The organism is uncultured Microbacterium sp. (assembly GCF_964244775.1).
Classification (GTDB): domain Bacteria; phylum Actinomycetota; class Actinomycetes; order Actinomycetales; family Microbacteriaceae; genus Microbacterium.
Window position 1 is genome coordinate 200,090 of record NZ_CAXTJR010000005.1, and the last position, 26,837, is coordinate 226,926.

At 66.7% G+C, this 26,837-nt stretch carries 21 protein-coding genes and 1 pseudogene; 11 read left to right on the forward strand and 11 right to left on the reverse strand.

What is annotated here, in order from left to right:
• Nucleotides 1-54: 54 nt before the first annotated feature.
• Nucleotides 55-789 (forward strand): FadR/GntR family transcriptional regulator, encoded by a 735-nt coding sequence (locus tag ACFE6Z_RS11055; RefSeq protein ID WP_375385743.1) that lies wholly within the window; start codon nucleotides 55-57, stop codon nucleotides 787-789.
• Here ACFE6Z_RS11055 and ACFE6Z_RS11060 read toward each other — a convergent pair.
• The 6 genes from ACFE6Z_RS11060 to ACFE6Z_RS11085 are packed head-to-tail and all read right to left on the reverse strand — an operon-like array spanning nucleotide 784 to nucleotide 7,733.
• On the reverse strand, nucleotides 784-2,010 hold the full coding sequence (locus ACFE6Z_RS11060) for a CaiB/BaiF CoA transferase family protein (protein WP_375385744.1): 1,227 nt from the start codon (nucleotides 2,008-2,010) through the stop codon (nucleotides 784-786). The genes ACFE6Z_RS11055 and ACFE6Z_RS11060 overlap by 6 nt on opposite strands.
• Nucleotides 2,011-2,053: 43 nt before the next feature.
• Nucleotides 2,054-4,048 carry a hypothetical protein gene (locus ACFE6Z_RS11065; protein ID WP_375385745.1) on the reverse strand — a complete coding sequence of 665 codons (1,995 nt, stop codon included), beginning with the start codon at nucleotides 4,046-4,048 and terminating at the stop codon, nucleotides 2,054-2,056.
• Between the two features lie 20 nt (nucleotides 4,049-4,068).
• Nucleotides 4,069-5,007: a dihydrodipicolinate synthase family protein gene (locus tag ACFE6Z_RS11070; RefSeq protein WP_375385746.1), complete on the reverse strand. Its 939-nt coding sequence runs from the start codon at nucleotides 5,005-5,007 to the stop codon at nucleotides 4,069-4,071.
• Nucleotides 4,997-5,743, reverse strand: a complete 747-nt coding sequence (locus ACFE6Z_RS11075; RefSeq protein WP_375385747.1) for an SDR family NAD(P)-dependent oxidoreductase — start codon at nucleotides 5,741-5,743, stop codon at nucleotides 4,997-4,999. The genes ACFE6Z_RS11070 and ACFE6Z_RS11075 overlap by 11 nt, the downstream gene beginning before the upstream one ends.
• Nucleotides 5,740-6,942, reverse strand: a complete 1,203-nt coding sequence (locus tag ACFE6Z_RS11080; RefSeq protein WP_375385748.1) for a glycoside hydrolase family 88 protein — start codon at nucleotides 6,940-6,942, stop codon at nucleotides 5,740-5,742. Before ACFE6Z_RS11080 ends, ACFE6Z_RS11075 begins: the two co-directional genes overlap by 4 nt.
• Nucleotides 6,939-7,733, reverse strand: a complete 795-nt coding sequence (locus ACFE6Z_RS11085) for an enoyl-CoA hydratase/isomerase family protein (RefSeq protein WP_375385749.1) — start codon at nucleotides 7,731-7,733, stop codon at nucleotides 6,939-6,941. Before ACFE6Z_RS11085 ends, ACFE6Z_RS11080 begins: the two co-directional genes overlap by 4 nt.
• Nucleotides 7,734-7,843: 110 nt before the next feature.
• Here ACFE6Z_RS11085 and ACFE6Z_RS11090 point away from each other — a divergent pair, with 110 nt between their 5' ends.
• The 5 genes and pseudogenes from ACFE6Z_RS11090 to ACFE6Z_RS11110 all read left to right on the forward strand — a co-directional run.
• Nucleotides 7,844-9,097 carry a Gfo/Idh/MocA family protein gene (locus ACFE6Z_RS11090; RefSeq protein WP_375385750.1) on the forward strand — a complete coding sequence of 418 codons (1,254 nt, stop codon included), beginning with the start codon at nucleotides 7,844-7,846 and terminating at the stop codon, nucleotides 9,095-9,097.
• Between the two features lie 9 nt (nucleotides 9,098-9,106).
• A complete protein-coding gene (locus ACFE6Z_RS11095) occupies nucleotides 9,107-10,237 on the forward strand; it encodes a M24 family metallopeptidase (RefSeq protein WP_375385751.1) in 1,131 nt (376 codons plus the stop codon).
• A 99-nt stretch (nucleotides 10,238-10,336) separates the two neighbouring features.
• Nucleotides 10,337-11,191 carry a sugar phosphate isomerase/epimerase family protein gene (locus tag ACFE6Z_RS11100; RefSeq protein ID WP_375385752.1) on the forward strand — a complete coding sequence of 285 codons (855 nt, stop codon included), beginning with the start codon at nucleotides 10,337-10,339 and terminating at the stop codon, nucleotides 11,189-11,191.
• A gap of 38 nt (nucleotides 11,192-11,229) precedes the next feature.
• Nucleotides 11,230-12,189 carry a hydroxyacid dehydrogenase gene (locus tag ACFE6Z_RS11105; protein ID WP_375385753.1) on the forward strand — a complete coding sequence of 320 codons (960 nt, stop codon included), beginning with the start codon at nucleotides 11,230-11,232 and terminating at the stop codon, nucleotides 12,187-12,189.
• Nucleotides 12,190-12,637: 448 nt separating this feature from the next.
• Nucleotides 12,638-12,796: pseudogene (locus tag ACFE6Z_RS11110) on the forward strand (DapH/DapD/GlmU-related protein); the annotation flags it as partial.
• Nucleotides 12,797-13,971: 1,175 nt separating this feature from the next.
• Here the strand turns inward: ACFE6Z_RS11110 and ACFE6Z_RS11115 are convergent.
• The gene (locus ACFE6Z_RS11115) at nucleotides 13,972-16,218 is read right to left on the reverse strand and encodes a hypothetical protein (RefSeq protein ID WP_375385754.1); all 2,247 of its coding nucleotides are present in this window, start codon (nucleotides 16,216-16,218) and stop codon (nucleotides 13,972-13,974) included.
• A 121-nt stretch (nucleotides 16,219-16,339) separates the two neighbouring features.
• On the opposite strand from ACFE6Z_RS11115, the gene ACFE6Z_RS11120 reads away from it, so the two are divergent.
• Genes ACFE6Z_RS11120 through ACFE6Z_RS11130 form a run of 3 tightly spaced genes read left to right on the forward strand, consistent with a single transcriptional unit; the run spans nucleotide 16,340 to nucleotide 18,754 of the window.
• Nucleotides 16,340-17,296 carry a sugar kinase gene (locus tag ACFE6Z_RS11120; RefSeq protein WP_375385755.1) on the forward strand — a complete coding sequence of 319 codons (957 nt, stop codon included), beginning with the start codon at nucleotides 16,340-16,342 and terminating at the stop codon, nucleotides 17,294-17,296.
• Nucleotides 17,289-17,903 carry a bifunctional 4-hydroxy-2-oxoglutarate aldolase/2-dehydro-3-deoxy-phosphogluconate aldolase gene (locus tag ACFE6Z_RS11125; RefSeq protein WP_375385756.1) on the forward strand — a complete coding sequence of 205 codons (615 nt, stop codon included), beginning with the start codon at nucleotides 17,289-17,291 and terminating at the stop codon, nucleotides 17,901-17,903. Before ACFE6Z_RS11120 ends, ACFE6Z_RS11125 begins: the two co-directional genes overlap by 8 nt.
• A 5-nt stretch (nucleotides 17,904-17,908) precedes the next feature.
• Nucleotides 17,909-18,754: a hypothetical protein gene (locus tag ACFE6Z_RS11130; RefSeq protein ID WP_375385757.1), complete on the forward strand. Its 846-nt coding sequence runs from the start codon at nucleotides 17,909-17,911 to the stop codon at nucleotides 18,752-18,754.
• On the opposite strand, the gene ACFE6Z_RS11135 is transcribed toward ACFE6Z_RS11130, so the two are convergent.
• Nucleotides 18,729-20,927, reverse strand: coding sequence for a hypothetical protein (locus tag ACFE6Z_RS11135; RefSeq protein ID WP_375385758.1), 2,199 nt, complete (start codon nucleotides 20,925-20,927; stop codon nucleotides 18,729-18,731). The genes ACFE6Z_RS11130 and ACFE6Z_RS11135 overlap by 26 nt on opposite strands.
• Nucleotides 20,928-20,966: 39 nt before the next feature.
• Between ACFE6Z_RS11135 and ACFE6Z_RS11140 the strand changes: the two genes are divergently transcribed.
• Both ACFE6Z_RS11140 and ACFE6Z_RS11145 read left to right on the forward strand, forming a co-directional pair.
• A complete protein-coding gene (locus ACFE6Z_RS11140) occupies nucleotides 20,967-21,806 on the forward strand; it encodes an EamA family transporter (RefSeq protein ID WP_375385759.1) in 840 nt (279 codons plus the stop codon).
• A 59-nt stretch (nucleotides 21,807-21,865) separates the two neighbouring features.
• Nucleotides 21,866-23,344, forward strand: a complete 1,479-nt coding sequence (locus ACFE6Z_RS11145) for a flavin-containing monooxygenase (protein WP_375385760.1) — start codon at nucleotides 21,866-21,868, stop codon at nucleotides 23,342-23,344.
• 5 nt (nucleotides 23,345-23,349) lie between these two features.
• Here ACFE6Z_RS11145 and ACFE6Z_RS11150 read toward each other — a convergent pair whose 3' ends face one another.
• The 3 genes from ACFE6Z_RS11150 to ACFE6Z_RS11160 are packed head-to-tail and all read right to left on the reverse strand — an operon-like array spanning nucleotide 23,350 to nucleotide 26,811.
• The gene (locus ACFE6Z_RS11150) at nucleotides 23,350-24,036 is read right to left on the reverse strand and encodes a GntR family transcriptional regulator (RefSeq protein ID WP_375385761.1); all 687 of its coding nucleotides are present in this window, start codon (nucleotides 24,034-24,036) and stop codon (nucleotides 23,350-23,352) included.
• 1 nt (nucleotide 24,037) lies between these two features.
• Nucleotides 24,038-25,300, reverse strand: coding sequence for a M20 family metallopeptidase (locus ACFE6Z_RS11155; protein ID WP_375385762.1), 1,263 nt, complete (start codon nucleotides 25,298-25,300; stop codon nucleotides 24,038-24,040).
• Nucleotides 25,297-26,811: a gamma-glutamyltransferase gene (locus tag ACFE6Z_RS11160; protein ID WP_375385763.1), complete on the reverse strand. Its 1,515-nt coding sequence runs from the start codon at nucleotides 26,809-26,811 to the stop codon at nucleotides 25,297-25,299. Before ACFE6Z_RS11160 ends, ACFE6Z_RS11155 begins: the two co-directional genes overlap by 4 nt.
• Nucleotides 26,812-26,837: the final 26 nt, after the last annotated feature.

Here is a 26,837-nt window from a genome sequence, read left to right on the forward strand (position 1 = left end):
CGTTGCGCTGATAATATGATGAGTTTGGAGCACTGAAGAGAACGGCGGAGCCCAGTGAAGCGCTATCCAGATCGAGGCTTGCACGGTCGCGTTGTTGACGAACTCGGCTTGCGGATCATGAGTGGCGAACTCATCGCGGGGGCGACGGTGGACACGGAAGACCTTGCGGCGTCGTACGACGTCAGTCGTACTGTCGTGCGCGAGGCGCTGAAGGTGTTGGCCGGCAAGGGGCTGATCGACGCACGGCCGCGTCGGGGTACATATGTGCGCGAGCGCACGAATTGGAACCTGCTCGATCCCGATGTGCTGCGATGGCAGTTCGACTCAGTCACCGACGTCGCGATCCTCGAGAAACTTCACGAGGTCCGCGTGATGGTAGAGCCCGCCGCCGCAGAACTGGCAGCGCAGCGCCGAACGAAGGATGACGTGACGGCTCTCTTCGCGGCGGTGGACGGCATGGCGATCGAGGGGGCGAGCGCGGATGCCATCGCCGAGGCTGACCTCCGATTTCACCTCGGTCTGATCGCGGCCACGCATAATGAGCTCGTCGATCAGTTGAGCGTCATCATCGGTATCGGCCTCTCAGCCCGCGATCAGTACGTCCACTCCCACCGGGTGTCGATCAACCGCGGGCTCGACATGCACCGCCAGATCGCGATAGCCGTCGAGCATCGCGACCCGGTGGCCGCGCGCGCCCTCATGACGACGCTTCTCGAGGCCGCGGCCGACGACGTCAGAAAACTCCAGCGATCGGGGGGCAAAGGCCCCCGGTCGACGTCGAGGTCATGAAGCGACGGCACTCGTAACCGCGTCGGAGACCGCCCCGGCCTCGATCAGCGCGTCGATACGATCGTCGTTGTAGCCGAGGCTCTCGAGAATCGCTCGTGTATCGCCGCCGAGCACCGGAGCGCCGCGTCGGATGGTGGGAGGGGAATCCGAGAGGCGAAGGGGCGGGCGCACCGTGCGGACGCTGAGCCCTTCGATCGCACCGGGCTGCTCTACGAAGAGTCCGGTCGCGAGAGCATGTGGGTCTTCCGCGAGGTCGGCATAGTCGTATACGGGGCCTGCCCACACGTTCACCGTGTCACAGAGCGCCATCCACTCGGCGGTCGTCTTACCGATGAAGGCGTTCTTGATCCGGGCGTACACCTCATCTTTGTGGATGTGCCCGTCGTTGTAGTCGGTCAGGCTTCGCAGCCGATCGTCGTTCAGCACCTCTCCGAGCGCGGGCAACGGTGACATGGCGATGGTGATCCAGCTATCGGACGTGCGATAGACGCCGTATGGCGCGGGGATGGATGCATGGGCGGAGCGCTCGTGGGTGCGTGTCGGAGCTCGTCCGGCGTTCAGGAAGGTCACGAGCTCCTGCAATTGCGCGTCGAGGACGACCGACAGCATGTCGATCTCCACATGTTGGCCGCGACCACTGGTCTCCCGGGCCCGCAGGGCCGCCAGGATGCCGATGACGGCCTGGTACCCCGTCATGACGTCTGCGGCCCAGAGTGCGCCCGGCTCGGGCGGGTCCTCGGCGCTGCCGACGGAGAACATCGAGCCCGAATAGCCCTGAACGACGAGGTCCTGGCCAGGGCGATCCCGGTAGGGTCCGAAAGATCCATAGCCGCTGATCGAGCAGTACACCAGTCGCGGATTGATCTCGCGAAGACGGTCATACCCCACGCCGAGGCGGTCAGCGGTGCCGTGGCGGAAGTTCTGCAGAAAAACGTCTGCCCTGCCCACCACGTCTTCGATCACGTCACGAGCCTGCGGATGCTTGAGATCCAGGGTGAGGCTGCGCTTGTTGCGGTTGACGGCGGTGAACGTGCTCATCTCTCCGTGGATGCGCACATCCTCGAATCCATGGGTACGGTTGAACTCCCCGGTCCGCGGCGGCTCGATCTTGATCACGTCCGCGCCCAGGTCGCCGAGGCGGGTAGCCGCAAGAGGTCCGGCCAACATCTGCGTGGCGTCCAAGACGACGAGACCATCGAGCGCCCCTGCCGATTCAACCATGTCGTACTCCCATCCAGTATTAGTCATATTATCATGCCATATCTCACTGCGCGGCATGCACGACGCGCGCGACGGTGGCGCCATTGGCATCCCGAACGACGTACTCACCCGGAGCGAGTCCGCCCGCGGGCGCGAGTCCCACGTTCGCCTCCACGGACGCCCCACCCTCGAAAACGCTTCGGCCGAGATCAGGTCCGTCCGTTTCGTAGGCGACGACGTTCTGATCGCCCGCCACGCGTCGCAGGACATCGAACGATGACGTCGCTCGAATGAACGTGTCCCATCGATCCGTTCCCGGCGTGAGGGGATGATCCGGATCGACGATATAGATGGGATTGGCCCCGAACAGAGCGGTGATGGCGTTATTCGAACCCCACGTCTCGCTGTGCCGGTCCTGTCCAGTGCCCCACCACATGGTGCGTGCGATCGACTGCCGCGCGACCATTCCGAAGAAAGGAACGCGGTGTTCGAGATTGAACTCGAACCCCCGGCGCGCATGATTGACCGGGTAGTCCTCGAGCTGGATCGATCCGATGTTGAATTCCCAGTCGTACGAGAAGAGGCCCTCGAAAGTGTTGACGTGATCGATGCCCCACCATTTTCCCGCCTCCGAATGCACCAAGCGACCCGGTTCACCGAGCAGTTCCAGAATGCCGAGGCGATGCTGGATGTCTTCGATGCGGTGAACGGGGTGATCGGGGCTGTAGCACTCGAGCGCGTACATGGCCGTCGCGATGTCGTAGAAGAGCGCGGTCGCACCCAACGATTCGAGCATCGGGATGCCGCGTTCCTCGACGACGTGGCGATGTCTGGCAGGGCACCGTCGATACGTCTGGACGGTGGTCGCGTTGTGCACTGCGCGCGATCGTCGAGACACGCTCCCCGAAGCATCGAGGTACTCCTCCGTGCTCCAGAACTGCTCGCCCTCAGCAAAGGGGAGATAGCGCCAGCCGGCGTTCAACCACCCCTCGCGATCATGGATGAGGTCTCCCGGCCAGCCCGTGGTCGCCCCCTCGGGCGGGTATACGCCCCGCCAACCCAGTTCTTCCACGGAACCGGGCGGAAAGACATCGTAGGTCTGAAAATACGGTCCGCCCGCATAGAGCGAGGCGGCGAGCGCTCGAGTGGCGGCCGCATCAGCCGGCCGGCCCATGACCATCACCGAAGAGAGTTCCGCCGCTGCGAGGTCATCGACGATCTGTCTCGTCAGAGTGTCGAAGTGGCACCACAGCACGGTGCCGCCCACCGAATCATGCAGCCTCTCGGGCACACCTCGCTCGGTCATCTTCTCGGTCTGCGTGAGCAGACGCACACCCTGCTCACGCAGTTGCGCCGCCATCTCGTCGGCGAGCACCTCCACTCCACCCTGCGGGATCGACGCGACCCGCCATTCGCGATCGTGGTGCCACGTCCCGAGCGATGCGAAGTTGACCAAGCCCATGCCCGACAAGTCGTTCTCGTCGACGCCGATGCAGAAATCGATGGCATGGTCGTTGCCGCCGACGCCCGAGACCATGAGCGCCGCGCCGCTGCCGTCGACGAGGGCACTCATCGGGAGCGAGATCCGGTGCTCGTGGAAGACGAGACGTGCCCGCGAACCGGGACCGGTGCCGTCAGCGCGCATCCACAGTCCGTCGCCGTCCGGAAGCAGGTAGCGCCACTCATCACGAAGCGACCCGTCCGCACGCGGCGTGATGGTGAGCCCGCGATATTCGTCGAGCGGGTAGTCCGCCGGACCCGAGAGCCGGATGCTGGCGACCCGACGCGGGTCTCGGCCTGCCGTACTCCCGAGCTCGACCGCAGCGGTGAGTACGAGATCGTCAAATTCGGCGGGTGTTCGATCCGGCGCGGGGCGGAAGGAGATCTGGAGCCCCCGCGTATTCGCGTCGGCGACGACCAGGACCGCCTCGGTGCCGAAGGTGGCGAACCAGTCCGGGCCGTCCGCGCCCTCGGTGAACAGGCGGAACCGCCCGTTCGAGGCGGTGGCCAGCCGAAGGGTGACGCCGTCGCTGGTCACGGTCAGGTCGGTGGAGCGCATGATATGCCTTTCGGTGGTGATCAGGCCGGGGCGAGTTCGTCGGCGAACTCCGCGAGGAATCGGTCGATGCTGTCGATTTCGTACCGGTCCAACCGGTAGCCAGGTGTTCTGCAGACGTCGGAATCGATGAGACCTCGGCGCACGGTAATGGTCTTCTCCACCTGAACGATCAGCTCGGCGCTCTGCATCCATTCGAGGAGGTACGGCACCATCCGCCGGTGCAGCGCGGTGAAAGCAGGTAAGTCCCCGTGCGACCAGTGGGCCCAGAGAGTCTCATAGAGCTCGACGAAGCTGCAGCCCGGCTGCACGCCCCGCGCGCCCCGCGCGAGCGCGTCGGGCAGAAAGAGTCCCGCGTAGCCGACTAGGCATGGCAGGGCGGGTTCCATCGCCGCGAAATGCGACACCATTCGTCCCGGAGGCACCGCCTCGACCTTCACGGCGGCCAGATTCGCGAACCGGCTGGCGAGGGCTGCCAAGTCCTCAGCAGCGAAAGCGCTGCCCGTGAGGCCAGGCGCAAGCTGGACGATCACCGGCGTGTCGGGGACCGCATCCAGGACGTGAGCGAGGTGCTCGGTGATGGCCTCCCGACTGGGGCTCATGAAGAAGGGCGGCAGCAGATTGATCGCGTCGGCGCCGTGTTCGGCGGCCCACCGTGCCTCGGCGACCGCCAGCGTGGTCGCATGGTCTGGCACCGACACGATGGATGCCGTGCCCGGCCGCTCGTGGGTCGCGGCGATCATAATCAGCGCGAGCTCATGGCGCTCCTCCTGGCTGAGTTTGGCGAACTCGCTGGCGAAGCCCGGAAACATCACGCCGGCCGCTCCGGCCTCCATCACGTGGCCGACGACCCGCTCGAAGCCGGCTGCGTCGATCTCGCCGCCGCTCGTGAAGGGCGTCTCCAGGACGGGGATCACGCCTTCGAAGCTGAAGATCGCTCGCGCAGACTCCTCAGCCGACATCGAGCATCGAACTGGTCAGCCCGCCGTCGACCACGAGCGATGCGCCGGTGATGTATGACGCGGCATCGCCCGCCAGGAACAGCACTGCCGCGGCGACTTCTTCCGGTCGCCCGAGACGTCCGAGCGAAGCCTGACGGGCTGCCTGAGCGAGTCCGTCGTCGTCGACGGCGTCCCAGACGCGCGTCAGGATCGAGCCTGGAAGGACGCAGTTGACCCGCACTCGGGGCGCGTAGTCGATCGACAGCTGCCGAGTGAGCGCGACGATCCCGCCCTTGGCGGCCGCGTACGCGGGCCGCAGCGGCCACGCCACGACCGCATGGACGCTGGCGATGTTCACGATCGCGCCTTCGGCCTCCTGCAGGCTCGCGTGGAACGTTCGCACCGACCGGTACACCGAAGAGAGGGTCACCGACAACTGGCGGTTCCACTCGTCCTCCGTCTGCTCGTGGGCCGGAGCATTCACCAGGGTGTACGCGTTATTGACGACAACGCCCGGAGACCGGCCGTCCGCGCTGAGCTCTTCGCCTAGCGCCGTCCATGCCTGCTCGTCAGCCACGTCGAGTCGATGACCACTCGCCGATCCGCCCGACGCGGTGATCTCGGCGGCGACCGCGGCCGCGGCGTCCCCCTCGATATCGGTCACGATGACGTCGTGACCGGCCTGCGCGAACGCGCGCGCCGTGGCCGCTCCGATGCCGTTGCCGGCCCCGGTCAAGAACACGCGTTTCGCTGTCACGATTGGTTCCCCTTTGCTACGAGCGCCAGCAGGGCAGGGCCCTGCCCCCACGGCACAACATAACCGCGCGGAACGCGGCCGTAGTGCGTGGGCTCGGTGGAGGCGTAGACGGCAGCGGACACTTCTCGCAACTGACCGCGGTCATCGAGCGAGGCGAGGATCGCCTGGCGCGCGAGGCTCAGGCTTGCGATCATCTCGTGACCCTGGACGATCCCCGCATCGAGAGCGGTGTGCAGCGCGAAGGCAATGAAGCCGGCCGTGGAGAACTCGTCACCCGAGTCCGGATCCGTCACGACCGCGAACCAGTGGCCGTCTTCGCGCTGCAGCCCGACCATCGTCTGCAGCAGCGCGCGCGCGGATGCGGCGAGCGCTTCGCGCACCTCCGTGCGGTCGTCCCCTCCGAAGTGATCGATGCTGTCGATGACCTCGAGCAGACCGAGAATCGCCCAGCCTTGGCCGCGGCCCCATCCCGGGCCGAAGCTGCCGGCCTCACCTCGGAGGGTGAAGTGGTCAAAGAGTCCGTCCGGTGTCTGCAGTTGCCGGATGTACCCGAGCGCCTGTTCGATTCCGGCGTCGAGGTACGCGGAGTCATCGAGCGCAACGCCCAATGCCGCGAAAAAGGGCGGATCGAAGTGCAGGCAGTCCACGAACACGCCGGCGGGCGGATGCTCAAGCAGCGCCTGCGCGTGATCATCCAGTGTCGCATCCCCATACGGGGCGAGCAGCGGCGATCGCTCCCACGTCTCGAAGACGCCATCGAGGGTCGGCCTCGTCATGAGGTAGTCGGCGAGGTCCTTCAGCGTGTGCAACAGCTGAGCGTCGCCGAACCGAGTGGCGATGCCCACGAGGGCCCTACCCGGAACGGTGCAGTCCAGCCGGACGAACGGTCGCGATCGGGTCGCCCATGCGCGGCCGTAGCCGTGGGCGAAACGAACCCATCGTTCATCGCCCAGCACGTCCGAAGCGGCGATGAGCGCCTCGAACGCTACCGAGTCGCCGAAATCCCAGGTCTTGAATCCCAGATGGATGAGTGCATCTGCCACCGACGCGGCGAGTTCGGGCGAATCCTCGTGAGAAGTGGCTGCGCCGGCACGGCGGGTCTGGGCGAGTGCATCGGCGGCATCATCGGACGCGACGTAAACCTCGACTCCCCACGCGACGCCCTGATCGCCGGCGGCCACACCCGACAAGGCGGTCATCGGCCCTCGAAGTGGGGCGCGCGCTTCTCGGCGAAGGCCGCACGACCCTCTGCGGCATCGGCGGTCATCATGAGGTACGAGAACGAGTCGTTCTCTACCAGGAGGCCGGTCTCGAGCGGCACGTTCTGAGCGACGCGCACCATGTGCTTCACGCGCTCAGCGGCGATCGGCGCTCGCTCGGAGATCGTCGTGGCCAGCGCGAGCGCGGTGTCGATCAGATCGGCTCGAGGGACCAGGTGCTGGATGAGTCCGATTCGATACGCTTCCTCGCCACTGATCCGTTCGCCGGTCAGCAGAAGACGCGAGGCCCACCCCGGCCCGAGCAGGTGAGTGAGCAGCTGGGTCTGCCCCGAGCCCCCGTGCCACCCCCAGTTGATCTCGCCGGCGCCGAAGGAGGCATCCGGGGTTCCGATGCGGACGTCAGAGGCCGCCGCCATCTCCAGACCGCCGCCGATGCAGTAGCCGTGCACGGCGGCGACGACGGGCTTTCGCAGCAGCCACACCGCGCGGGCATAGTCGCCTCGGGCATCGAAGCGGTTGCGATAGCTCCAGTTGTCGCCGTACTCGTCGAGGTCGGTGATGTCGCTGCCCGCGCAGAACGAGCGCTCACCGGCACCCGAGAGCAGGACAGACCGGATGCCTTTATCGTTGTTGATCTCATAGACGAGATCGTTCATCTGGTGGTCCATCGCGACGGTCATGGCGTTGAGCTTGCCGGGCCGATCGATGATGATGTGGCCGACATAACCGATGCGCTCGAGGCGCACCTCGCCGTCCGTGTGTCCCGCCATGGGTGATCTCCTTCGACGACCTGTGTGTGAGGGTTGCCCCATCACGCGAATTATCATATAAATGTACTATCTGGATAGCCAGGTCGCAACCGAGGAAGGCGCAGCAGTTCATGGAGCAAATCAAGATCGGCATTGTGGGTCTGGGGCAGTTCTCTCCGCAGTTCATCGATCTCTTCCAAGCCCACCCCCTCATCTCCGATGTGTACGTGTGCGACGTCCATGAGGACCGGGTCGACCGCGTCGTTCGCAGGTTCGGTATCGATCGCGCGTTCTCGAGCTATGACGAGCTGCTCGATTCTGACATCGACGCCGTCGCAATCTTCACGCAACGCTGGCTGCACGGACCGATGTCGATCAAGGCCCTCTCGCGCGGTAAGCACGTCTACTCGGCGGTGCCGATGGGCGTATCCGTCGAAGAGATCCAGCAGATTATCGAGCTCGTCTCATCGACCGGTCTGACCTATATGACCGGCGAGACCAGCTACTACTACCCGGCCGTGGTTTTCTGCCGGAACGCATGGCAGCAGGGCCGGTTCGGGCACTTCGTGTTCGGGGAGGGCGAATACATTCACGACATGTCGCAGGGGTTCTACGACGCCTACAAATTCAGCGGCGGAGCGGATTGGAAACGTACCGCCAGTATCCCGCCGATGTTCTACCCCACGCACTCTATAGCGAACGTGCTCGCCGTGACCGGGTCGTACGCCACCTCGGTGTCGTGCGTGGGCTTCGCAGACCGAGAGGATGACGGCGTCTTCAACGCGGAGGCGTCGCTCTGGGGTAATACCTTCAGCAATGAATCCGCCCTGTTCGCCACGGCCGACGGCGGCTCGATGCGCATCAACGAGTTCCGCCGGATCGGGGTGCCCAACGAGCGTCCGGAGGTGCGGATGAGCCTGTTCGGCACCCGCGGCAGCTTCGAGCAGCAGACCGGATCCGCGGTCTGGCAGGACCTCGACGGGTTCCACAGCGTCTTCGATCAGATCACCACGTCGTCGGGCGCTCCAGGCCACTACGTCGACGAAGATGGCGACGAAGAGGATGCAGACGACGCTGCGTTGGCGGATGCCGGTGTCGCAGAAGCGCTCCGGGGTACGTTCCGCAGCGGGTTCGCGCCGGTGCACGATAGTGAACGCGGGATGCTGCCGCCGGAGTTCGACGGTATGCACAACGGACACGAAGGTTCGCACCAGTTCCTCGTGAACGACTTCGCCACCGCCTGCGCCACGAACGTCATCCCGAATCTGAATGCGTGGAACTCAGCTCGATGGATCATCCCGGGTCTCATGGCGCACGAGTCGGCGTTGGCGGGCGGTGTCAGACTGGACATCCCCGACTTCGGAGCAGCACCCACGCAGCGTTAGGAGCGCGTCGTGTCCGCAGAAACTTCTCGACGCATCGCCGCCGCAGCCGCCCGGGTCGATGCCGGATGGGCGCTCCTGAGCGGCGCCGACAGCGTCTGCTACGCAAGTGGCCACGTGGTCCCGATCGAAACGGGTGTCTCACCGTTTTCGGGCGGGCCGTCCCTCGCACTGGTCGGGCCGGATGGAGCCGTGCGCCTGGTGGTGTCGAACCTCGAGGCGGCGAGCGCGGAGGCGTCCTCAGCCGATCAGGTCTTCTCCCACGTCGGGTTCTCGGCCGCAGAGCCGGAGCCGTACGTCGATCACTTCACCGCTGCGGTCGCGGCGGCCTTCGACGCAGCCCTCGTGTCGGGGCGGATCGCGGTGGAACCGCAGACCCTGCCATGGACGGTCGCTGAACAGCTGCGCCGACGGGGCGTCGAGATCGTCGACGGCACGACCGAGTTCGCGCGAGCGCGGATGGTCAAGACGGATGAGGAACTCACCTGCCTGCGCGAGAGCGCCCGGATGGCCGCGATCGCCCAGCGCACCGCCGTGGATTTCGCGCGGCCGGGAATGACCGAGCTCGAGCTGTTCGCCCTGATCCGTCTCGCGGTCGAGACCGCCGCCGGCGAGCGTGTCGCGTTCGCGGGTGACCTTCTGACCGGCATCCCGCGCACCAGCGGCGTTGCGGGCTGGGCGACGACGCGCCGCATCGAGCCGGGCGATATCGTCCTCGCCGATCTCGCGCCCCGGATCGGCGGCTACTGGTCCGACTCGTGCAACACCTTCGTGTTAGGCACCGCCACCAGTGGGCTCGCTCGGCTGCATGAACTCGCCGCACGCGCCCTGCAGGCGGGCATCCGGGTGGCAGCCCCGGGCGTGCCCGCAGGGGTCGTCGACCATGCGGTGCGATCGGTGATCGCGGATGCCGGTTACGAGTATGGACATCACACCGGTCACGGCATCGGCACCTCCGTCCACGAGTTCCCTCGCATCATTCCGGGCGAGTCGGCGCCGCTCGAGGAAGGCATGGTTATCCTCCTGGAGCCGGGCGTGTACGACCCGGACATCGGGGGAGTGCGGCTCGAGTGGATGTTCGAGGTTAGACCAGAAGGCCTCGTCCGGTTGACCGACTTCGATCACGGTCTGCAGGCCGGCTGACGAAATGCTGCCGGGCGTGGGAAGCGTGAGTGGACCCTGCTCTCAAAGACTGAATAAAGTCTTATAATATGGAATAACCATCAGAGGAAGAGGTTCAGTATGGTCGTGCTGTCCGCATCGACCCTCGGAGCGCCGGGTGAGGATCTCGCCCATGTGCTGACGTCTCTTCGTCAGACCGGAATCGGTGGCGTGGAGCTTCGGCTCAGCACCGGCGAGATCGCCGATCCCGCCATGACACGGCGTCGGCGGCGCGAGATCCGACGCGCCATCGCGGACGCGGGCGTGACGATCACCGGGGTAGCCAGCTATGTGCGCGTCGCGGCGGACCTCCCTGACGACCTGGTGCTCGGCGCGCTGATCGCTGCGCTGGATGTGGCCGGCGACCTCGGGGCTCCGGTGGTTCGGGTATTCCCGGGTGCCCCCACCCACCCGTCAACCCAGGACCGAGTGCCCGAGCTGGTGGAGTCCCGCGAGAAGGTTGCCGACCGGGCTGCCCGTCGCCTGGACTCAGTGGCGGCGTACGCGGCCGAGTGCGGAGTGGTGCCGGCTCTGGAAACCCACGACTCGCATCCCACCGGAGCGCTGATCGCCGAGGTCCTCGGCCGTGTCGAGTCACCGGTCGGCGCCATCTGGGACCTCGTGCACCCCTGGCGCGTGGGAGAGTCGCTGACCGATACCTGGGCCGCGCTCGGTCCGTGGGTGATTGATGGTCGCGGCAGCGTGCAGGTCAAGGATGCTGCTCTGCCGGAGAGCGCGACACCGCTGCCGATCGGACTCGGCCACCTGCCCACTGACCCGTTCGGCGAACTGCTGGTCGCCGTCGGCTACACCGGAACGGTGACCCTCGAGTGGGAGCGGGCCTGGCATCCTGAGGCTGCTCCGCTGGAGGATGCTTGTCGCTCGTTTCGCCGCTGGAGCGACCGCCAGTGGCCGGGTCGAGAGGGGATCCGATGACTCAGCCGCAGGTGGTGCTGGCAATGTATGGTCCGGCCATGCGCGATGCGCTTTTCACGCCGGCGCTGACGGCGCGGCTCCTCGACATCGCCGAGTGCGACCCGGCCCTCGTTGTCACCGACTTCGAGACCGCACCGCGCGAGCGCCTGGCCAAAGTCGAAGTGCTGTTGACCGGCTGGGGGTGCCCGCGGGTTGACGCCTTCGCGCTGGAGCTGATGCCTGCTCTGCGCCTGATAGCGCATGCGGCGGGGACGGTGAAGGCCCACGTCGATCCGGTCTGCTGGGAGCGGGGCGTCCAGGTGACGACGGCGGCGGCCGCGAACGCCATCCCGGTGGTCGAATTCGCCCTCGCGCAGATCATCCTGGCCGGCAAGGATGTGCTCGGGGCCACCCATCGCTATGCCGCGGGTCGGCCGCGTCCCGCGGAGAGTTCTGGTCAGGTGGGCAACTTCGGACGCACGGTCGGCATCATCGGCGCTTCGACGATCGGGCGTGGGGTGCTGGAGCGGCTTGAAGCCTTCGATCTCGACCGCGTGGTCGCCGACCCCACTATTACTGTGCAGGAGGCCCGACGGCTCGGGGCCCGACTCGTCGGCCTGGACGAGCTGATGGGTCTCGCCGACGTCGTGTCGCTGCACGCCCCTCTCCTCCCCTCGACCGAGGGCATGATCGGGGCTCACCAGCTCGCAGCCTTGAAGGATGGGGCGACGTTCATCAACACGGCGCGCGGCAGGCTGGTCGACCACCAGGCGCTGCTGCGCGAGCTCGCCACCGGCCGGATCTCGGCGATCCTCGACGTCAGCGAACCCGAGCCTTTAGAGCCGGCGCATCCGCTGTTCGCTCTGCCCAATGTACAGCTCACCCCGCACATCGCGGGCGCAGCGGGCACCGAGGTGTACCGCATGACATCCCTCGCGCTGGACGAGATAGACCACTTCGCCGCCGGCCGGTCTCTGCGGTACCCGGTCCGGCTATCAGACCTGGCGCAGATGGCGTGATGTCACCAAGCCACGAGACAGTGAGGACAAGATGACCGACGCAACGACATCCCCGTTCGACCCGCACCTGTGGGACTATTCGCCCTGGGGGTTCTGGTCTAGCAGCAGCCCGGCCGAGCAGCAGCGCCAGCGTGACCTGCAGCAGGGGCTGATCAGCAGCAGTGATGCGGTGGTCGGCGAGCGGTGCTTCATCAGCGCCCTGGCCGCCGTGCAGACCGATCACCTCGACCTGGGAGCGGATAGCTGGATTGCGGCCCACGCCTTCCTGACTGGCTCAGTCCGGACCGGGCGCGACTGCACGATCAACGCTTTCACCGTCATCCGCGGCGATATTCGGCTCGGTGACGCGGTCCGCATCGGCGCCCACACCTCGATCCTCGCGTTCAATCACGTCATCTCCGACCCCGACATCGAGGTCTTCCGGCAGCCTCTTTCCTCGCGCGGCATCGTGATCGGAAACGACGTCTGGATCGGCTCGCACGTGGTGATCCTGGACGGAGTGACGATCGGTGATAAGGCCGTGGTGGCGGCTGGAGCGGTGGTCACCAAGAACGTCGAGCCAGGAGCGGTGGTCGGAGGCAACCCGGCACGGCTGCTGCGCTGGCGTGTTGCACCGACGGGTGCGACGCTTCGTCAGCCCGACCTCGACCTCGGCGAGCGTTTGAGCGCCTTCGTCGGGCGAGCACGCGACCAGGTGGAGGACATCTTGGAGAGGTCCTGGCGGGGCGACGTGCGCGACGGCCTGTTCATCGACCGGCCGGGCCAGCCCGCCACGGTTCGGGCGCAGTGTGACGCCGTCGAGATCGCTGATCTGCTACTGGCCCGTGCACCCGACCAGCTTCCGGCCGCCGAACAGGCGCGCCGGTTACGAGCTCTGCAAGACCCGACAACCGGGCTCATCGCTATGTTCGATGGAGACGGACGTCAAAGTGCACCCGTCACGGATCTGTTCGATTACGGGGCGAACTATCACGTCCTGTGCGTCGGCTACGCCCTCGATCTTCTGGGTAGCCGGTTCGACGAGCCCATACGGATCATTGCCGAGGCCAGCGCTGCCGAGCTGGTCGATCGGCTCGACGGCCTCCCGTGGGAGGGGCAGGCCTGGGCGTCCGGTCACTGGGTCGACATGGTGGGGACGGCGTTGCGCTGGAACATCGTGCAGAACGCGCCCGGATCCGGTGGCGCGGCGGAGGCCCTGATCGGGTGGCTCGTCACCCGCGCTGACCCGCGCAGCGGGATGTGGGGCTCCGTTGCGGGTAACGGTGGGCTGTTACAGGTCGTCAACGGCTTCTATCGCGCCTCCCGAGGAACGTTCGCTCAGTTCGGTCTACCGCTCCCCTACCCTGTGCGGGTCGTGGACACCGTGCTGGAACATGCTCGCAACCCCGCCTTCTTCGCCCCCGAGCGGCAGACCGCGTGTAACGTGCTCGACGTGGCGCACCCCCTGTGGCTGGCCGGTCAGCAGACCGACCACCGGGCCGGCGAGGTGCAGGCACTTGCCACTCGGCTGCTGCGAGACGTGCTCGGGCACTGGACCGATGGACAGGGTTTCGGTTTCCAGGCCCCGAACTCGACGACCTCCGCTCTGGCGAGCACGACGCCAGGGCTTCAGGGGACAGAGATGTGGCTGGCCATCGCCTGGCTGCTCGCCGATCTCATCGGCCTTTCCGAACTGGTTGGGTACCGACCGCGTGGGGTGCACCGGCCCGAGCCGGCGTTGCGCTTCGCCTCGATCCACTGACGGGGCCGGGTGCCTCAGAAGTGAGGGCCCGCCCCCGAGGCTCAGCGGCCCCACTCCTGCGAGATCCCCGCCGATGTCACCGAGAACAGCAGGGACTGCCCATACTTGAGTGTCGCCTCGACGCTCACTGACAATTCCGGTACCGACACGGCCAGCGGCCAGCCGCCCGCCGTACTGTCCCGGAAGCCCTCCTCGACCTCACCGGTGAGGACGCGAATGGTGCCGTCGGCCGTGCGCCAAGCGGTCACGGCGACGGGAGCGTCGGCCGCCAGATCGGTCACCGACAGCAGATCGTGAGATCGCAGCACGCGATTGATCTCGCGAGCGGTGATCACGATCGGGAACGGCGACCCCAAGAGCGTGCGCATCGACACGTCGGCGTTGTGTCGGCCGAAGTCCCATTGACCGGTGTAGAACATGACCCGGTGGGTGACATCGGCCGGGTCCCACGCCGATACGGCACCGCGCCGCACGAGGGCGGGCGACCCATCTACGCTGTAGAGCACCTCGACGTCGCTGGATGCGTGATTCACCGACCACGGGTGGACTATCTCGAACTCGGCGGGCACATCGGTGGTGTCGACGTCGATGGTTCCGTCTGCGCCGCGCGCGGCGACGAGCTTCGTCTCGCCGGCGCGATCCCCTTCACCCGAGAGCCCGACCGCGTCCGCGATACGAGGATCGAACCCTCCGCCCGGGTTGCCGACCACCATCGTCGGGTGGCCACCCTCGATGAGACCCAAGACCTGTTCGAGCTGGTCGTCGGGCAGGTGAACAGGTGTTTGGATGATGAAGTAGTCGCTCTCGACGCTTCCCAGGTACTCGCTGCGCGTCACGGACGACACGGGAACGCCGAACTTCGCGAGGTACCCGATCTGCTCATCGATCCACTCCTTGATGTCGGCCTCGGGGGCATTCGCGTTCTGCCATTCCATCGCGGGTCGCGAATACACCGCGGTCGGTCCGAAGACCTCCGTGGTGTTACGCGCGTCCGTCGTGGCTGCGTTGATCTCCTCGGTAAGGAATTTGACATCCTCAGGGGTCAGCAGGCGCTTGCCCTGGTTCAGCCATGAGATGTACGTCCCGCGCGGAGCGTGCAGCCCGTCCGGCGCTTTCAGAAAGGCATGAAGGTAGGCCCAGATTCCCCAGCGGAGGCGCTCTGGGGCAGTGTGGATGATGTCCCACGACTCCCAGGCGTCGAACGTCTCGGTCAGAACGTAATGCCTCACGTTCGACCCGGCCAGCGCAGCCGCGCGCAGCAGGACGAAGCCGAGCTGGTTCGTCCATCCCTGAAGCGGAAGATTCCAGAAAAGATCCTCGCGCTGTCCGACCTCGTTCCACGCTCCCGCCCAGGTCTGGTCGATCCACGCGTCCAGGTGCCCCTCCTTGGCGATCGACTCGAGATCGACGCAGTTGACGCGCCAGTCTGAGACAGCGCTCGCCGCGTTCGAGTATCCGATGACGAGCGCTTCCGGGGCGGCAAGCTTCGTCTCACGCACGAGGGCTGCAGTGGCTGCGTTCCATTCAGCGATGAGCGCGGGGTCTTGGGGCGCGGTGGCTCCCCACGGCCCGAGCCGCTCGTAGATTCCCTGGCCGATCATCGAGTCGCGCAGCACGATCGCGTCGAGGCCGACCGATCGAGAGAGATGACCCCACTGCGCGCCGAAGAAGCGCGAGATCGGAAGCCCCTCCTCGGTGCCGTCGGGGAAGGCCGCGGTCGGAACCGGGTCGGCGGTCAGCTTCGCGACGACGTTGAACAGACGGTCGACCCACGGGCCTTCGAAGAACGCTTCGGGATGCCGCTTCGACCACGCGGACGGCTCGCAGGCGTAGATGCTGTCCCAGCCGATCACGAACGTGCCCACCCGTAGCTCTGTGATTCCGTACGCGTCCAGCGCGATGTTTCTCAGCAGAGTAGCCAGCTGCGCGAACTGCCGGTACGTCCACTCCTGGTAGTCGTCGGTATCGCGCTCGCCACGCTCGTCGAAACGCGCATGCCACCCGGCTTTCCGTTCTTCCTCGGTACCGGTGAGCGGTCCCTCGTCGGGGAAGAACTTGTCCTTGCCCAGACCGGAAGGGAAAGGGATGAGCTCGTCGAGATCGCCTCGCCACGAAAGTATCTGGTCGGCCAGCCAGCCCGTATTGATGATGACGCCCCTCCACCCGTCGACACCGTGCAGGAACGGCGAGAAGCGCTCCCAGAACGCGGTCGCCGACGCTTCGAGGTTCGCGTTGTCGAACCAGTACAGGTCGATTTCCAGCCAGCGGTCCGCGTCGATCGTTGTCATGGGCCCATCTTTCCCTAGTCGGTGGCGTGCGTCTTCAATATGAAGATAATACTATTAGTCTTGCTTGACGACGAGTGTCACGACGAACGCGTAGAACTGAGTTCCTGACGAAGGGCGGGGTATGGATGTCGATGGCGGCTTGACCGGCCCGGCACTGTTCACGCTGGGTGAGGCTCTCGCCGTGTTCATCTCCGATGACACGCCATCGCTGCAGACGGCGAGCCGATACCGTCGCACTGTCGCAGGTTCGGAGACGAATGTCGCGGTCGCCCTCACGCGGCTGGGACTTCGGACGCGCCTTCTGACGATCGTGGGATCGGACGGACTGGGCGATGCAGTGGAGAGCGATCTGCGGAAGTGGGGAGTGGATGCGGTCATCGGTCGCAGCCAACGCAGCACGGGTGTGCTCGTCCGAGAGCCGGCAGCAGGTCTCACGCGCGCCCGGGCGGTGAATCTTCGCAGTGCGAGCGCGGCGACCGAACTCTCGCCGGACTGGGTCGACGCCGCGTGGCAGCCCGATCCGCAGACTGTCTTCGTGACGGGCATCACGGCCGTGCGCTCCGAGAGTGCGCGGGCGGCAGTCGAGCATGCCGTCACGCGCGGGCGCGAGACCGGAGCACTCATCGTCGTGGATCCGAACTTCCGGCCCCATCTGGCGCCCACCGACGCGTTCACGGACGCCCTCGCCGGGCTGCGCGGTCGGATGGATGTCGCGATCGGCGACCTCGACGAACTGGCACTGCTCACCGGGCAGGATCGGTCCCTGGCGGTGAGAGTGCTCTTGGACGAAGGATGCCGCTGGGTCATCGTCAAGCGGGGACCAGAAGGCGCCGTCGGCTACGACGGACAGACCGAGATAGCGGTCCCCTCGCGGGCCGCCGACGTGCTCGATACCGTGGGCGCGGGTGACGCGTTCGCCGCCGGCGTGGTGGCGGGCCTGGTGAAAGGAGACACTTTGTCAGAATCCCTCGAACGGGGTGCGACACTCGCGGCGCGTGTGGTCGCGACCGTGGGCGACATCGAAGGTCTGCCGACGTCCGAAGATCTCGCTACCGGCGCACAGGTGCCTCATGAGTGAGGTGCTCGCGGCGATCCGGGAACAGGGAGTCGTGGCTATCGTGCGCGCTCCGAGCGCCGAACGGGCCGCGGCTGATGTCCGCACGCTGGTGTCGGCCGGTCTGCGCGTGGTCGAAGTATCCCTGACCACTCCCGGTGCGCTCGACATCGTCCGGGAGGCTGCGAGCAGTGCTCCCCCGGACGTGCACATCGGCGTGGGAACGGTCCTGACCCGCGACGACGTCGCGCGGTCCGCTGACGCGGGCGCACGATTCGTGGTCTCCCCGGCGTTCCGACTCGAGGTCGTGGCGAGCGCGCGTGCGGCCGGCTTGGATACGTTGCCGGGCGTCGCGACTCCGACCGAGGCTCTCCAGGCCCTTGACGCCGGATCCACGATGGTCAAACTGTTTCCGGCGTCGCTCTGGGCGCCGTCCTCCCTCAGAGACGTCCTGGTCGCACTCCCCACCCTCGAGGTCGTGCCCACCGGCGGGGTCTCCCTCGAATCAGCGCGGGAGTGGATCACGGCAGGCGCGGTCGCGCTGGGGATAGGCAGCTCGCTGACGAAGGCGACTGACCCCGCAGCAACCGCACGCGGGCTGCTCGAGGCCATCGCCGCGGCGCGCGAGTGACATCGGTGACCCGAGGCCCCGGCCTGACGGCGGTCGTCTGTGCCGAGCGGGGAGCCAAGATCGTCTCGTTGCGGGACGACAGCGGAACAGAGTGGCTCGCTCAGGGCGACGGGAAGGATGTCTCCCGGCCCGATGTCGCGTTCGTCGACGCGGAGATGGCGGGTTGGGACGAATGTGTTCCGTCGATCGTCGCGTGCTCCGTGGACGGTCGCGACGTCCCCGATCACGGTGATCTGTGGAATACCCCGTTCACCCACGAAGGTGACAACACCCTGGTCGCCATCGGCCGATCATTGCGATATCGGTTCTCGCGCAGCATCCATCCCACATCGACAGGTCTACTCCTGTCGTACACCGCGCTCGCGCTCGATGGGCCTGTTCCCCTGCTCTGGGCGGCCCATCCCCAGTTCGCTGCCCCGCCAGGGACGCGTGTGGAACTGCCCCCTCACGTGCGCACGGTCGTCAACGTTCAGGATCCTGGTTTAGGCGTTGTCGCACTGACCCCTGAGCAAGGTTCAATCGATACCGTCCCGCCCCGGGGCAGCCGGAAGTGGTACGTGGAGCCGACCGAGCCCGTGTTCGCAGCGCGCCTTGTGCGCCGCTACGGCGCCGGACTGGAGATGAGCTGGTCGCGTCAGTGCCCGTATCTGGGGGTGTGGTTCGACAATCGCGCATTCAGCCGCGAACCCGTGATCGCCGTCGAACCGAGCACGGGTTACTTTGATTCACTCTCGACAGCAGTGCAGAACGCGCGCGTCACGATGCTGACCCCCGGGCTGCCGCTCATGTGGTGGGTGCGCCTGCGGTGTGTAAGAGGGGGAACGATCACGTCATCTCGGGATCGATCGTGAACGCGGCGGCGGCCGCACCCGACGTTTCCAGATCCACAACTCGACCGAGCGCGAAGCCTTCGGCTGGGACGCGCACCGAGACGGCGGTGCCACACACCGGCACCGGTGGTCCGTCGGCGACGACCAGGTGCGGGTTCTCGAACCCGGTCAGGAATTCTTCCGGCAGCCGCACCAGCACGCGGCGCGGATACCGGCTATCGCCGATCCACCCCGACTCGACGTTGCCGATAAGTACGTGAAGCACGCCCGCGCTGACCCAGCCGTGAAGCGAGATCGTTTCGTGCCGAGGAAGCGGATCCAGTGCCAGCAGGCCTCGGTCGACGCGAAGCCGTGAGAACGCACGGGCGACCGCGACATGCGGATCGACCGTGCCGATCTGGTAATGGGTGAGTCGCCGGTCAGCGCCGTTGGCGACGTGCGGCGGCAGCCACCAGATGTTGGCACCCGCGCTGACAGCGGTGGGGCCGTCCTCTCCGCCGTAGATCACGTGAGCCGGCGGCACGATCGCGGTCGCTTGCCGCCTGCCCATGTACGGCCAGGACTGCGCCGACAGCTCTCGATGGTCATCAGTGAATCCACGGCGATAGCCGGACGGCGCTGCTCTGTCCAGTCGCTCGACTCCGAGCAGCGCGGCGACGTAATTCCTCAGGTCTTCGGGTGCCCCCACCACCAGCGTCGGTGCGCCGTCAGTTCCGGCGGCATCCGCTTCGATCGCCGCCCGTACCCGACCTTCGGTGCTCTGGTCCTCGCGGAGGTCGGCTGCGATCGCCGCCAACACAGGCGCGCCCCACTTGCCGAGGAAGCCGACCGCGTCTTCGACGGACTCTGCGGTGGAAGAGGCGTAGATGCCGGCTTGTGCGCCCGGGATGACGAGCTCTGGGCCGAGCACGCGTTCGAGGTGAGAGGCGCTCTCGGCAGCCGCCGACACCGTTTCGGCCACCCATGCGACATCATCGGAGCCGATCAGACGGCCCGTGCGGTCGTTGGCCACCGCCAGGTACGCGCCATCGCGCGGCCGATAGGTCTCGCCCGCTCTTGTCGCGGCGTGCGAGAACGCCCAGATCCCCCACTTCAGCTTCTCCGGATAGTCATGAAGCGTGTCGTACGGCTCCCAGCCGTCCAGAAGCTGGAACAGCGGGTAGTGACGACAGGGTTCGGATCGATGACGGTTACCCGCCTCGATGAGCGCCGCCCGCGCCAGCAGGTTGCTCAACTGAAAGCTCCAACCCTGCCACCCGGCATCCCACCAGTCCTGCCATGCTCCGCCCCACGTCTGATCGATCCAGGCGTCGATCTCACCCTCGGCGACGACCCGGGCGATGTCCAGCCGCCCGTAGATGAGCTCGACGGTCGGAGAGAGTCCGCTCGAGTAGAGCATGAGGAACGTACCGGGCGAGCGTTGCTTCACGGTCGAGGTGACCGCGACCAGAGCCGTCGTCCATTCATCGACCTGCGCAGAATCTGCGGGGTTCGACGAGCCATCGAACCCGACTCGTCCCGAGTGGACCGGCGTCGTCATCTCGTCGCGCATCAGGAGGAGATCGAAACCCACCGTCTCGGCAACCGCCGCCCACTGATCGGCGAAGAATTCGGCGAACGACGCGCCCCCGGCGATGCCCGACGGTCTTGTCGCGTACCGGGCGGAGTCCGCGCCCAGAGGCTGACGCCAGTCCACTCCCGGCCCGTGCAGGGTGATGGCCGGAGAGAACGGAAAGAGCTCGGGATGCCGGGCGTACCATTCGCCGCGCTCCTGATAGAGCGCGGCTTCCCGCGTTCCCGCGGTCCCTGTCCCCGGCGCCCGCACGATCTCATTCACGAACTCGCCGATGCCAAGCACCAGCATCCCGATTCTCAGAGTCGGGATGCCGCGGCGAAACGCCTCTTGTCGCAACTCGGCTACCAGCTCCCCCAGCCTGCGATAGGTCAGGTCGGCATATGCAGCGAGCCGGGAAGAACGAATCGGAAGCCTCTGCCCCGGATCGCCGGAGAAGAGGGTGACCGGATCCATCAGCCAGCCGAGGTTCAACACGAGTCCGGCGACACTGCCGCAGCCGATCGCATCCTTCCACAACGGCATCAATCGGCTCACGATCTCGGCAGCCTTGGACGCGCTCCCGACACCACCGAGCGCGTCGATATCGAGTTCGATGATCCGGTCCGCGGTCGTTGCCACCTGAAACCATCCTCCGTTGTTGTCCGTATTATATTACGAATGGCGGTAGTACTGATCTTGCTCGAAGCGCTCGTCATTTCGGTCGGGAACGTGCTCGGCGGTGTGAGCGCGCAGAGGATCCCCCTTGCCCGCGTGATCGCGCTCGCCGGGGTGACCTCGGTCGTCTTCGCCGTCCTGTTCGCGCTGCTACTGCCGGGCGTCCCGACCGAACGGGGGATCGTCATCGGGTTCGCGGCCGGGGTCGTCGGTGGCCTCGGCCTTCCTGTCGCCTACGTCGCGTACGCCAGAGGTCCGGTGGGCGTCGTCGGCGCGACCATAGCCCTGACCGTCAGTGCCCTGATCGCGGTCTTCGGCATCGCTACAGGAGAGCAGGTCACTCCGTTCCGGGTGACGGGCCTCGTGCTGTGCGCTGTCGCGGTGGTCCTCGTGACTCATCAACCGCGCGCGACGCGGATCTCGGCCCGTGGCGGTGTGGCCATGGCGATTCTGGCCGCGGTGCTGTTCGCCGCGTTCGTGATCCTGATCAATGCCGCGCCCGCAGAAGACGGAATGTGGCCGTTGGTCGGCGCTCGGCTCGGCGTCGCCGGAGTGGGGCTCGTCGCCCTCGCCGCCTGGAGAGTCCGTCGCGGCGCAGTCTCGGGTAGCCCGGGCCGCCTCGTCCTTCTGCCTATTCTCGTGGGCTTCTTGGACGTTCTGGGCAACCTGCTTCTCGTACTCGCGCTGGCGGTGGGCGATCTGCTGCTCGTCGCGGTGCTCGCCCCGGCCGCGCCGGTCATGACCGCGCTCATCGGGCGACTGTTCCTCGGCCAGTCTCTTCACCGCTGGCAGCTCGCAGGACTCGTTGTCTCCGTCATCGCGCTTCCGTTCGCCAGCTTCTGACTCGGATCTGCTTCGAATACTGTATAAAGTATAGTGTTGCAAAAGAGTAGGGAGAAGTCATGGCACCCACTTCGCCACGCGTCGCGGTCATCGGGTCGGGGTTCGGCGGTATCGCAGCCGCGTATCGGCTGAAAAGCGCGGGCGCGGACGTCACCGTGTTCGAACGGGCGGATCGCGTCGGGGGGGTGTGGAGGGAGAACCACTACCCCGGATCGGCGTGCGATGTCCCCTCTTTCCTCTACTCGTACTCGTTCGCACCGAAGCACGACTGGTCACGCAGGTTCGCCCCCCAGGAAGAGATTCAGCAATACATCGAGCACACCGTCGATGCGCTGGGCCTTCGTCCTTTGATCCGCTTCGATCAAGAACTCGTCGCGGCGCAGTGGCACGAAGACGAGGGTGAGTGGTCGCTCGAGTTCGCCTCAGGTCTGCGCGAGAGCGTAGACATCCTCATCGCCGCCACGGGTCAGATGAGCACGCCGAACCTGCCGAACGTGCCCGGCGCAGATGCCTTTGAGGGCGCGAGCTTCCACTCCGCGCGGTGGGATCATGAGGTCGACATCACCGACCGCGACGTCGTCGTCGTCGGCACCGGAGCCAGCGTCATCCAGATCGTGCCGGCCATCGCCGCCACGGCACGCCGAGTGACCGTCATTCAGCGCTCGCCCGGCTACATCCTGGAAAAGGGCGATCACCCGTACGACGGGCCGCAGAGCAGGGTCGGCGCGCGTCTGCGTCGGTGGCAGAGCTATCTCTCGAAAGAGCTGCGTACCCCGCGGCTGATCCGGTGGCCTGCGCTCGCCGCGCCCGCCGAACGCCGTTTCCGCAGAGACCTGGAGCGGTGGATCCCCGACCCGGTGCTGCGATCAAAGGTGATGCCCGACGACAGATACGGCTGCAAGCGCATCCTCGTCTCGAACGAGTGGTATTCCACCCTGCAGCGACCGAACGTCGAGCTGCTGGATGACCGCGTCGACCATCTCAGCACACACAGTGTGACGACCGAGGGCGGCGTCGAGATCGCCGCTGACGTCGTCGTCTACGGCACGGGATTTCGGACGCACGCGTTCCTGGAGAGCGTCGACATCCGGGGAAGAGACGGGCTGGCTCTGTCTCGCGCGTGGGAGGCCGGCCCGGATGCCTACCTCGGGATGGCAGTGCCGAACTTCCCGAACTTCTTCCTCATGTACGGGCCCAATACGAACCCCGCGTGGAACTCGGTGCTCGTCATGCTCGAATGGCAGGCGTCGTACCTTGCTCGCGTGGTGCAGGCGTGGCGGCGACGTGGGCCGTTCACGATGGAAGTGACCGCATCCGCGAGCGCATCGTTCAGCGCTGACATGCAGAAGAGGTCATCCAAGAGCGTCTGGGTCACGGGATGCGTGAACTGGTTCACGACCGCCACCGGCCGCAACACGCAGAACTGGCCGCGAATGGTCACGGCCTACTGGTGGCTCACTCGCCGCATCGCGTGGGCTGATTTCCATACGCGCGCAGTGCGCCGCGACGCCGCTCGCACGTACACCGCGACCGTCTGAGCCGGTCAGCTGGTGAAGGCGGCGGAATCGAGCAGTCCAGCGACAGCGCGCCCGGTCTCCTCGATATGGCGCCGTGCGGACGCGGCTGAGCCGTTCTCGTCGCCGGCCCGCAACAGCCCGAGCAGACGCTCCTGCCCCGTGATCCACTCCTCGCCGAGCAGGTCAGCCACCGGAGAGAAATAGAATCGCGCGCGCTTCTCCAAGTTCAGCGAAAGCCCGGTCAGTACGGCATTTTTCCCGGCATCTCGCAGGGCTGCGTTGAACTCGATCGCAGCATCCGTCAGGCCGCTCGTGTTGCGGGCCTCGACGGCGCGCCGGCTTCGTTCGACCACACCGTCCATCCGCGCGAGGTCGGCATCACTGCGCCGTGAGGCGGCCAGACGAGCGATCTCCTGCTCCAACCCGGCGCGAGCCTCGAAAAGCTCCGCCAATTCGTCGCGCGACCGACCGCGCACGTACACGCCGTACCGCGGGCGGGAATCGACCCAGCCGGCCTCGGCGAGCGCGCTGAACGCTTCGCGGACGGGTATCCGACTGACTCCGTAGTGAGCGGCGATCTCATCCGCGCGCAGTCGGCTTCCCGGAGCGAGATCGCCCGCGATGATCGCCTCTTCGAGCAACTCGTGGATCTGCGTCGGCAGCGAACCGCCGCCGAGAGGATTTCCCGGGGCGGCAGCGGTGGAGAGTGTCACGTCACCCATTCTCCCGTGCGGACCGGCCGTTTCCCAAGAATGCGAGCGCGGTGAGTGCATACAGCGCAGTGCAGCGCACCACTTCATCCTCTTCCGCGTAGTCGTCGACGCCCGCCGAGAGCGTGGGCTGCGGGCCGTAACAGAGGGCGGGAACACCGAGCGCGCGCCAGCGGCTCGCGTCGCTCGCCGGCAGGCGGATGGCGTATTCGATCGGCGCGGCGCGGATCTGCCCAGCGCTGAGCCCTTCCCATGCGCATGTCCAGGCTTTCGTGAGCGGGCTTTCCGGGCTGGTGACATTGGCGTCCCAGCCCTTGAGACGGCTCACCCGAACGGTGCCGTCAGGAACCGCATCGGCCACCGCTTGTTCGACAAGGGCTTGCGCGCGGTCGGCGGTGATTCCGGGCGGCAGACGGAGGTCTACTTCGGCGCGCCCTGCCGTGGCCACCTGGCCGATGAATGTGCCGGCGGACATGGTTCCGACGTTAACCGTGAGGCTCAGCGCCGTCTCGGGATCGGCGACGACGGTCTCAGCGAGAGCGCCCTCGAGCTGACCACGTGCTCCCGTCAACGAGTCGATAGCCACCACCGCCGCGGCAAGCCGCGCGGTCGCCGAGCGACCGCGCTGGACGGATGACGAGTGACCGGCCTCGCCGACAGCATCCAGAGCGAGCCACAGCACTCCCTTCTCGCCGATGGCGAGTCGGCGGTAACCGGGACCCTCGCCGCACAGCAGCCCGTCGGCGACGAGTTCGGGTCGAGTAGCAAGCAGATGAGCCGCACCGTGGTCGCCGAACACCACCTCGTCGCTGACGGCCGTGAAGGTGATGCGTCCACTCCAGTCGCCGCGGTGCGAATCCAGAAGCACGAGAGCATGCGCCATCGCTGCAACGGCCCCTTTCATGTTTCCCATGCCGAGACCCTGCAAGCGGCCGTCCTGGCGCGTCATCTCCCAGACCGGATGCGTCCACGCCGTCTCGTCACCGGGCGGCATCGTGTCGAGGTGCACGTTGAGCACGAGATGCGGCCCCGGCCTGCCGGAATCGAGCGTTGCCAAGACGGACGGCATCGTGGGATCGAGTGCATCCTCGGATGCTGCGATGCCGCGTTCGCGGAGGAATGCGACGACCACGGCAGCTACCTGTCGGGTGTCACCGGGAGGGTTGACACTCGGTGCCGCGACGAGTTGCCCAGAGAGCGTGACGAGTGAATCGCGTTCGGCTTCTGCCTCGTGCGCGATGGTGGCGGCGACGTGGGGATCGATCATGACAGTCCTCCGGATTGAACCCCACGGCGTGGATCGGCGGCGGCGAACGGTCCACCGGCGTCGGTGCCCGCAATCACGACCGCCCCGAAGATGGGGTCGCCATGAGGGCGCGTGAGAACATCGTGACTGCGAGCGGTGAACTCGTCGGCGGCGGCGTGCCCCTTCTCCACGAGAAGCCTGCCATCCTCGGTGCGCCATCGCGGGCGGGTCAGCGCCTCCTGCCAACCCGCGCGGTCGTACCGTCGCGCCGCGAGCAGCTGAAGCAGGGTCTGCACCTGGCCATCCGCCCCCGGCGTGGCGAGGGCAGTCACGGCACCGTCGGCGTGCTCGATCAGCGCTGGTGCGAGCGTGTGCACCGGAAAGCGCGCCGGAGCGGGAGCATTGTCGCCCGATGTGAATCCCGCCGCGCGATTGCCCAGCACGATCCCGAGATCCGGGACGTAGACGGCTGATCCGAAATCGTCGAACACGCTGACCAACGAGGAGACCACGGTGCCGTCCGCGTCCGCGACCGCGACCCCTGCGGTGTGCAGGTACGCCCGCGCCCCACCACGTCGCGACGCGCGGTCGAGGTTCGGTGCGAGCATCTCTGTCAGCAGATCCGCGCCGCGGGTGACCACGGTCGAGCGGTGCGCGAACGCGGCGTCGGTCAACTCGACAAGGAGGTGATCGAGGTGCACGCCGTTCGGTCGGCCGTGCTGCTCGAGCCACGCGGCCGCCATCGCGAGGAGCACCCCCTGCGCGGGTGGGGGCTGGACGAAGAGGATGCCGCGATCCCACGCGATCCCGATGGGTTCGGGCGTACCGGTTCGGTGCGCTGCGAGGTCGGCCGCCGAGAGCGAACCCCCATGGCGGGCTACCGCCGCCTCGATCGCTCCCGCAGCCGCGCCCTGGTAGAAGGCGGCTCTCCCTTCCGAAGCGATATCGGTGAGGAGGGAGGCCAGTTCCGGTTGTCTCCAGACCTGACCGGCGGCGGTGCTCATCAGGGACCACGACGACCCGCCGTAGCGATCCAACCGCCGGCGTTGCGCGCCGACTGCCGCGACCACCGACGCGTCGAGTGGGGCACCGGCTGCAAGCCGGATGGCGGGGGCGAGGCACGCACCGAGGGAAAGGCGCCCCCCCTGCGCGTGGAGCGTCATCCACCCGTCCACCAGACCGGGCACAGTCACCGATGCACCGCCGTCCGACGTCCACCGAGCCGGAGCGACCGAGGGGGAACGCCCGACGCCGTTGACCGCAACCACACCGTGACCGGGTCGATGGACGAGCACCAGCAGGTCGCCGCCGAGTCCGGCAGCCTCCGGCATCACGGTCGCAATCACCGCTTGTGCCGCGATGGCAGCGTCCACCGCCGATCCCCCGGCGACGAGGATGTCGAGGGCGGCGCGAGTCGCCGCGGGATGGGCTGTGGCTGCCGCGCCCCCGCGACCGCGGATGACCTCCCCGGCCGCTCCGGTCAGGCGTTGTCGCGCCGATCGCCCTCCGTCTATCGTTGCACCTCCGCTCATGTGTATAGTTTATACATTATTTGGAG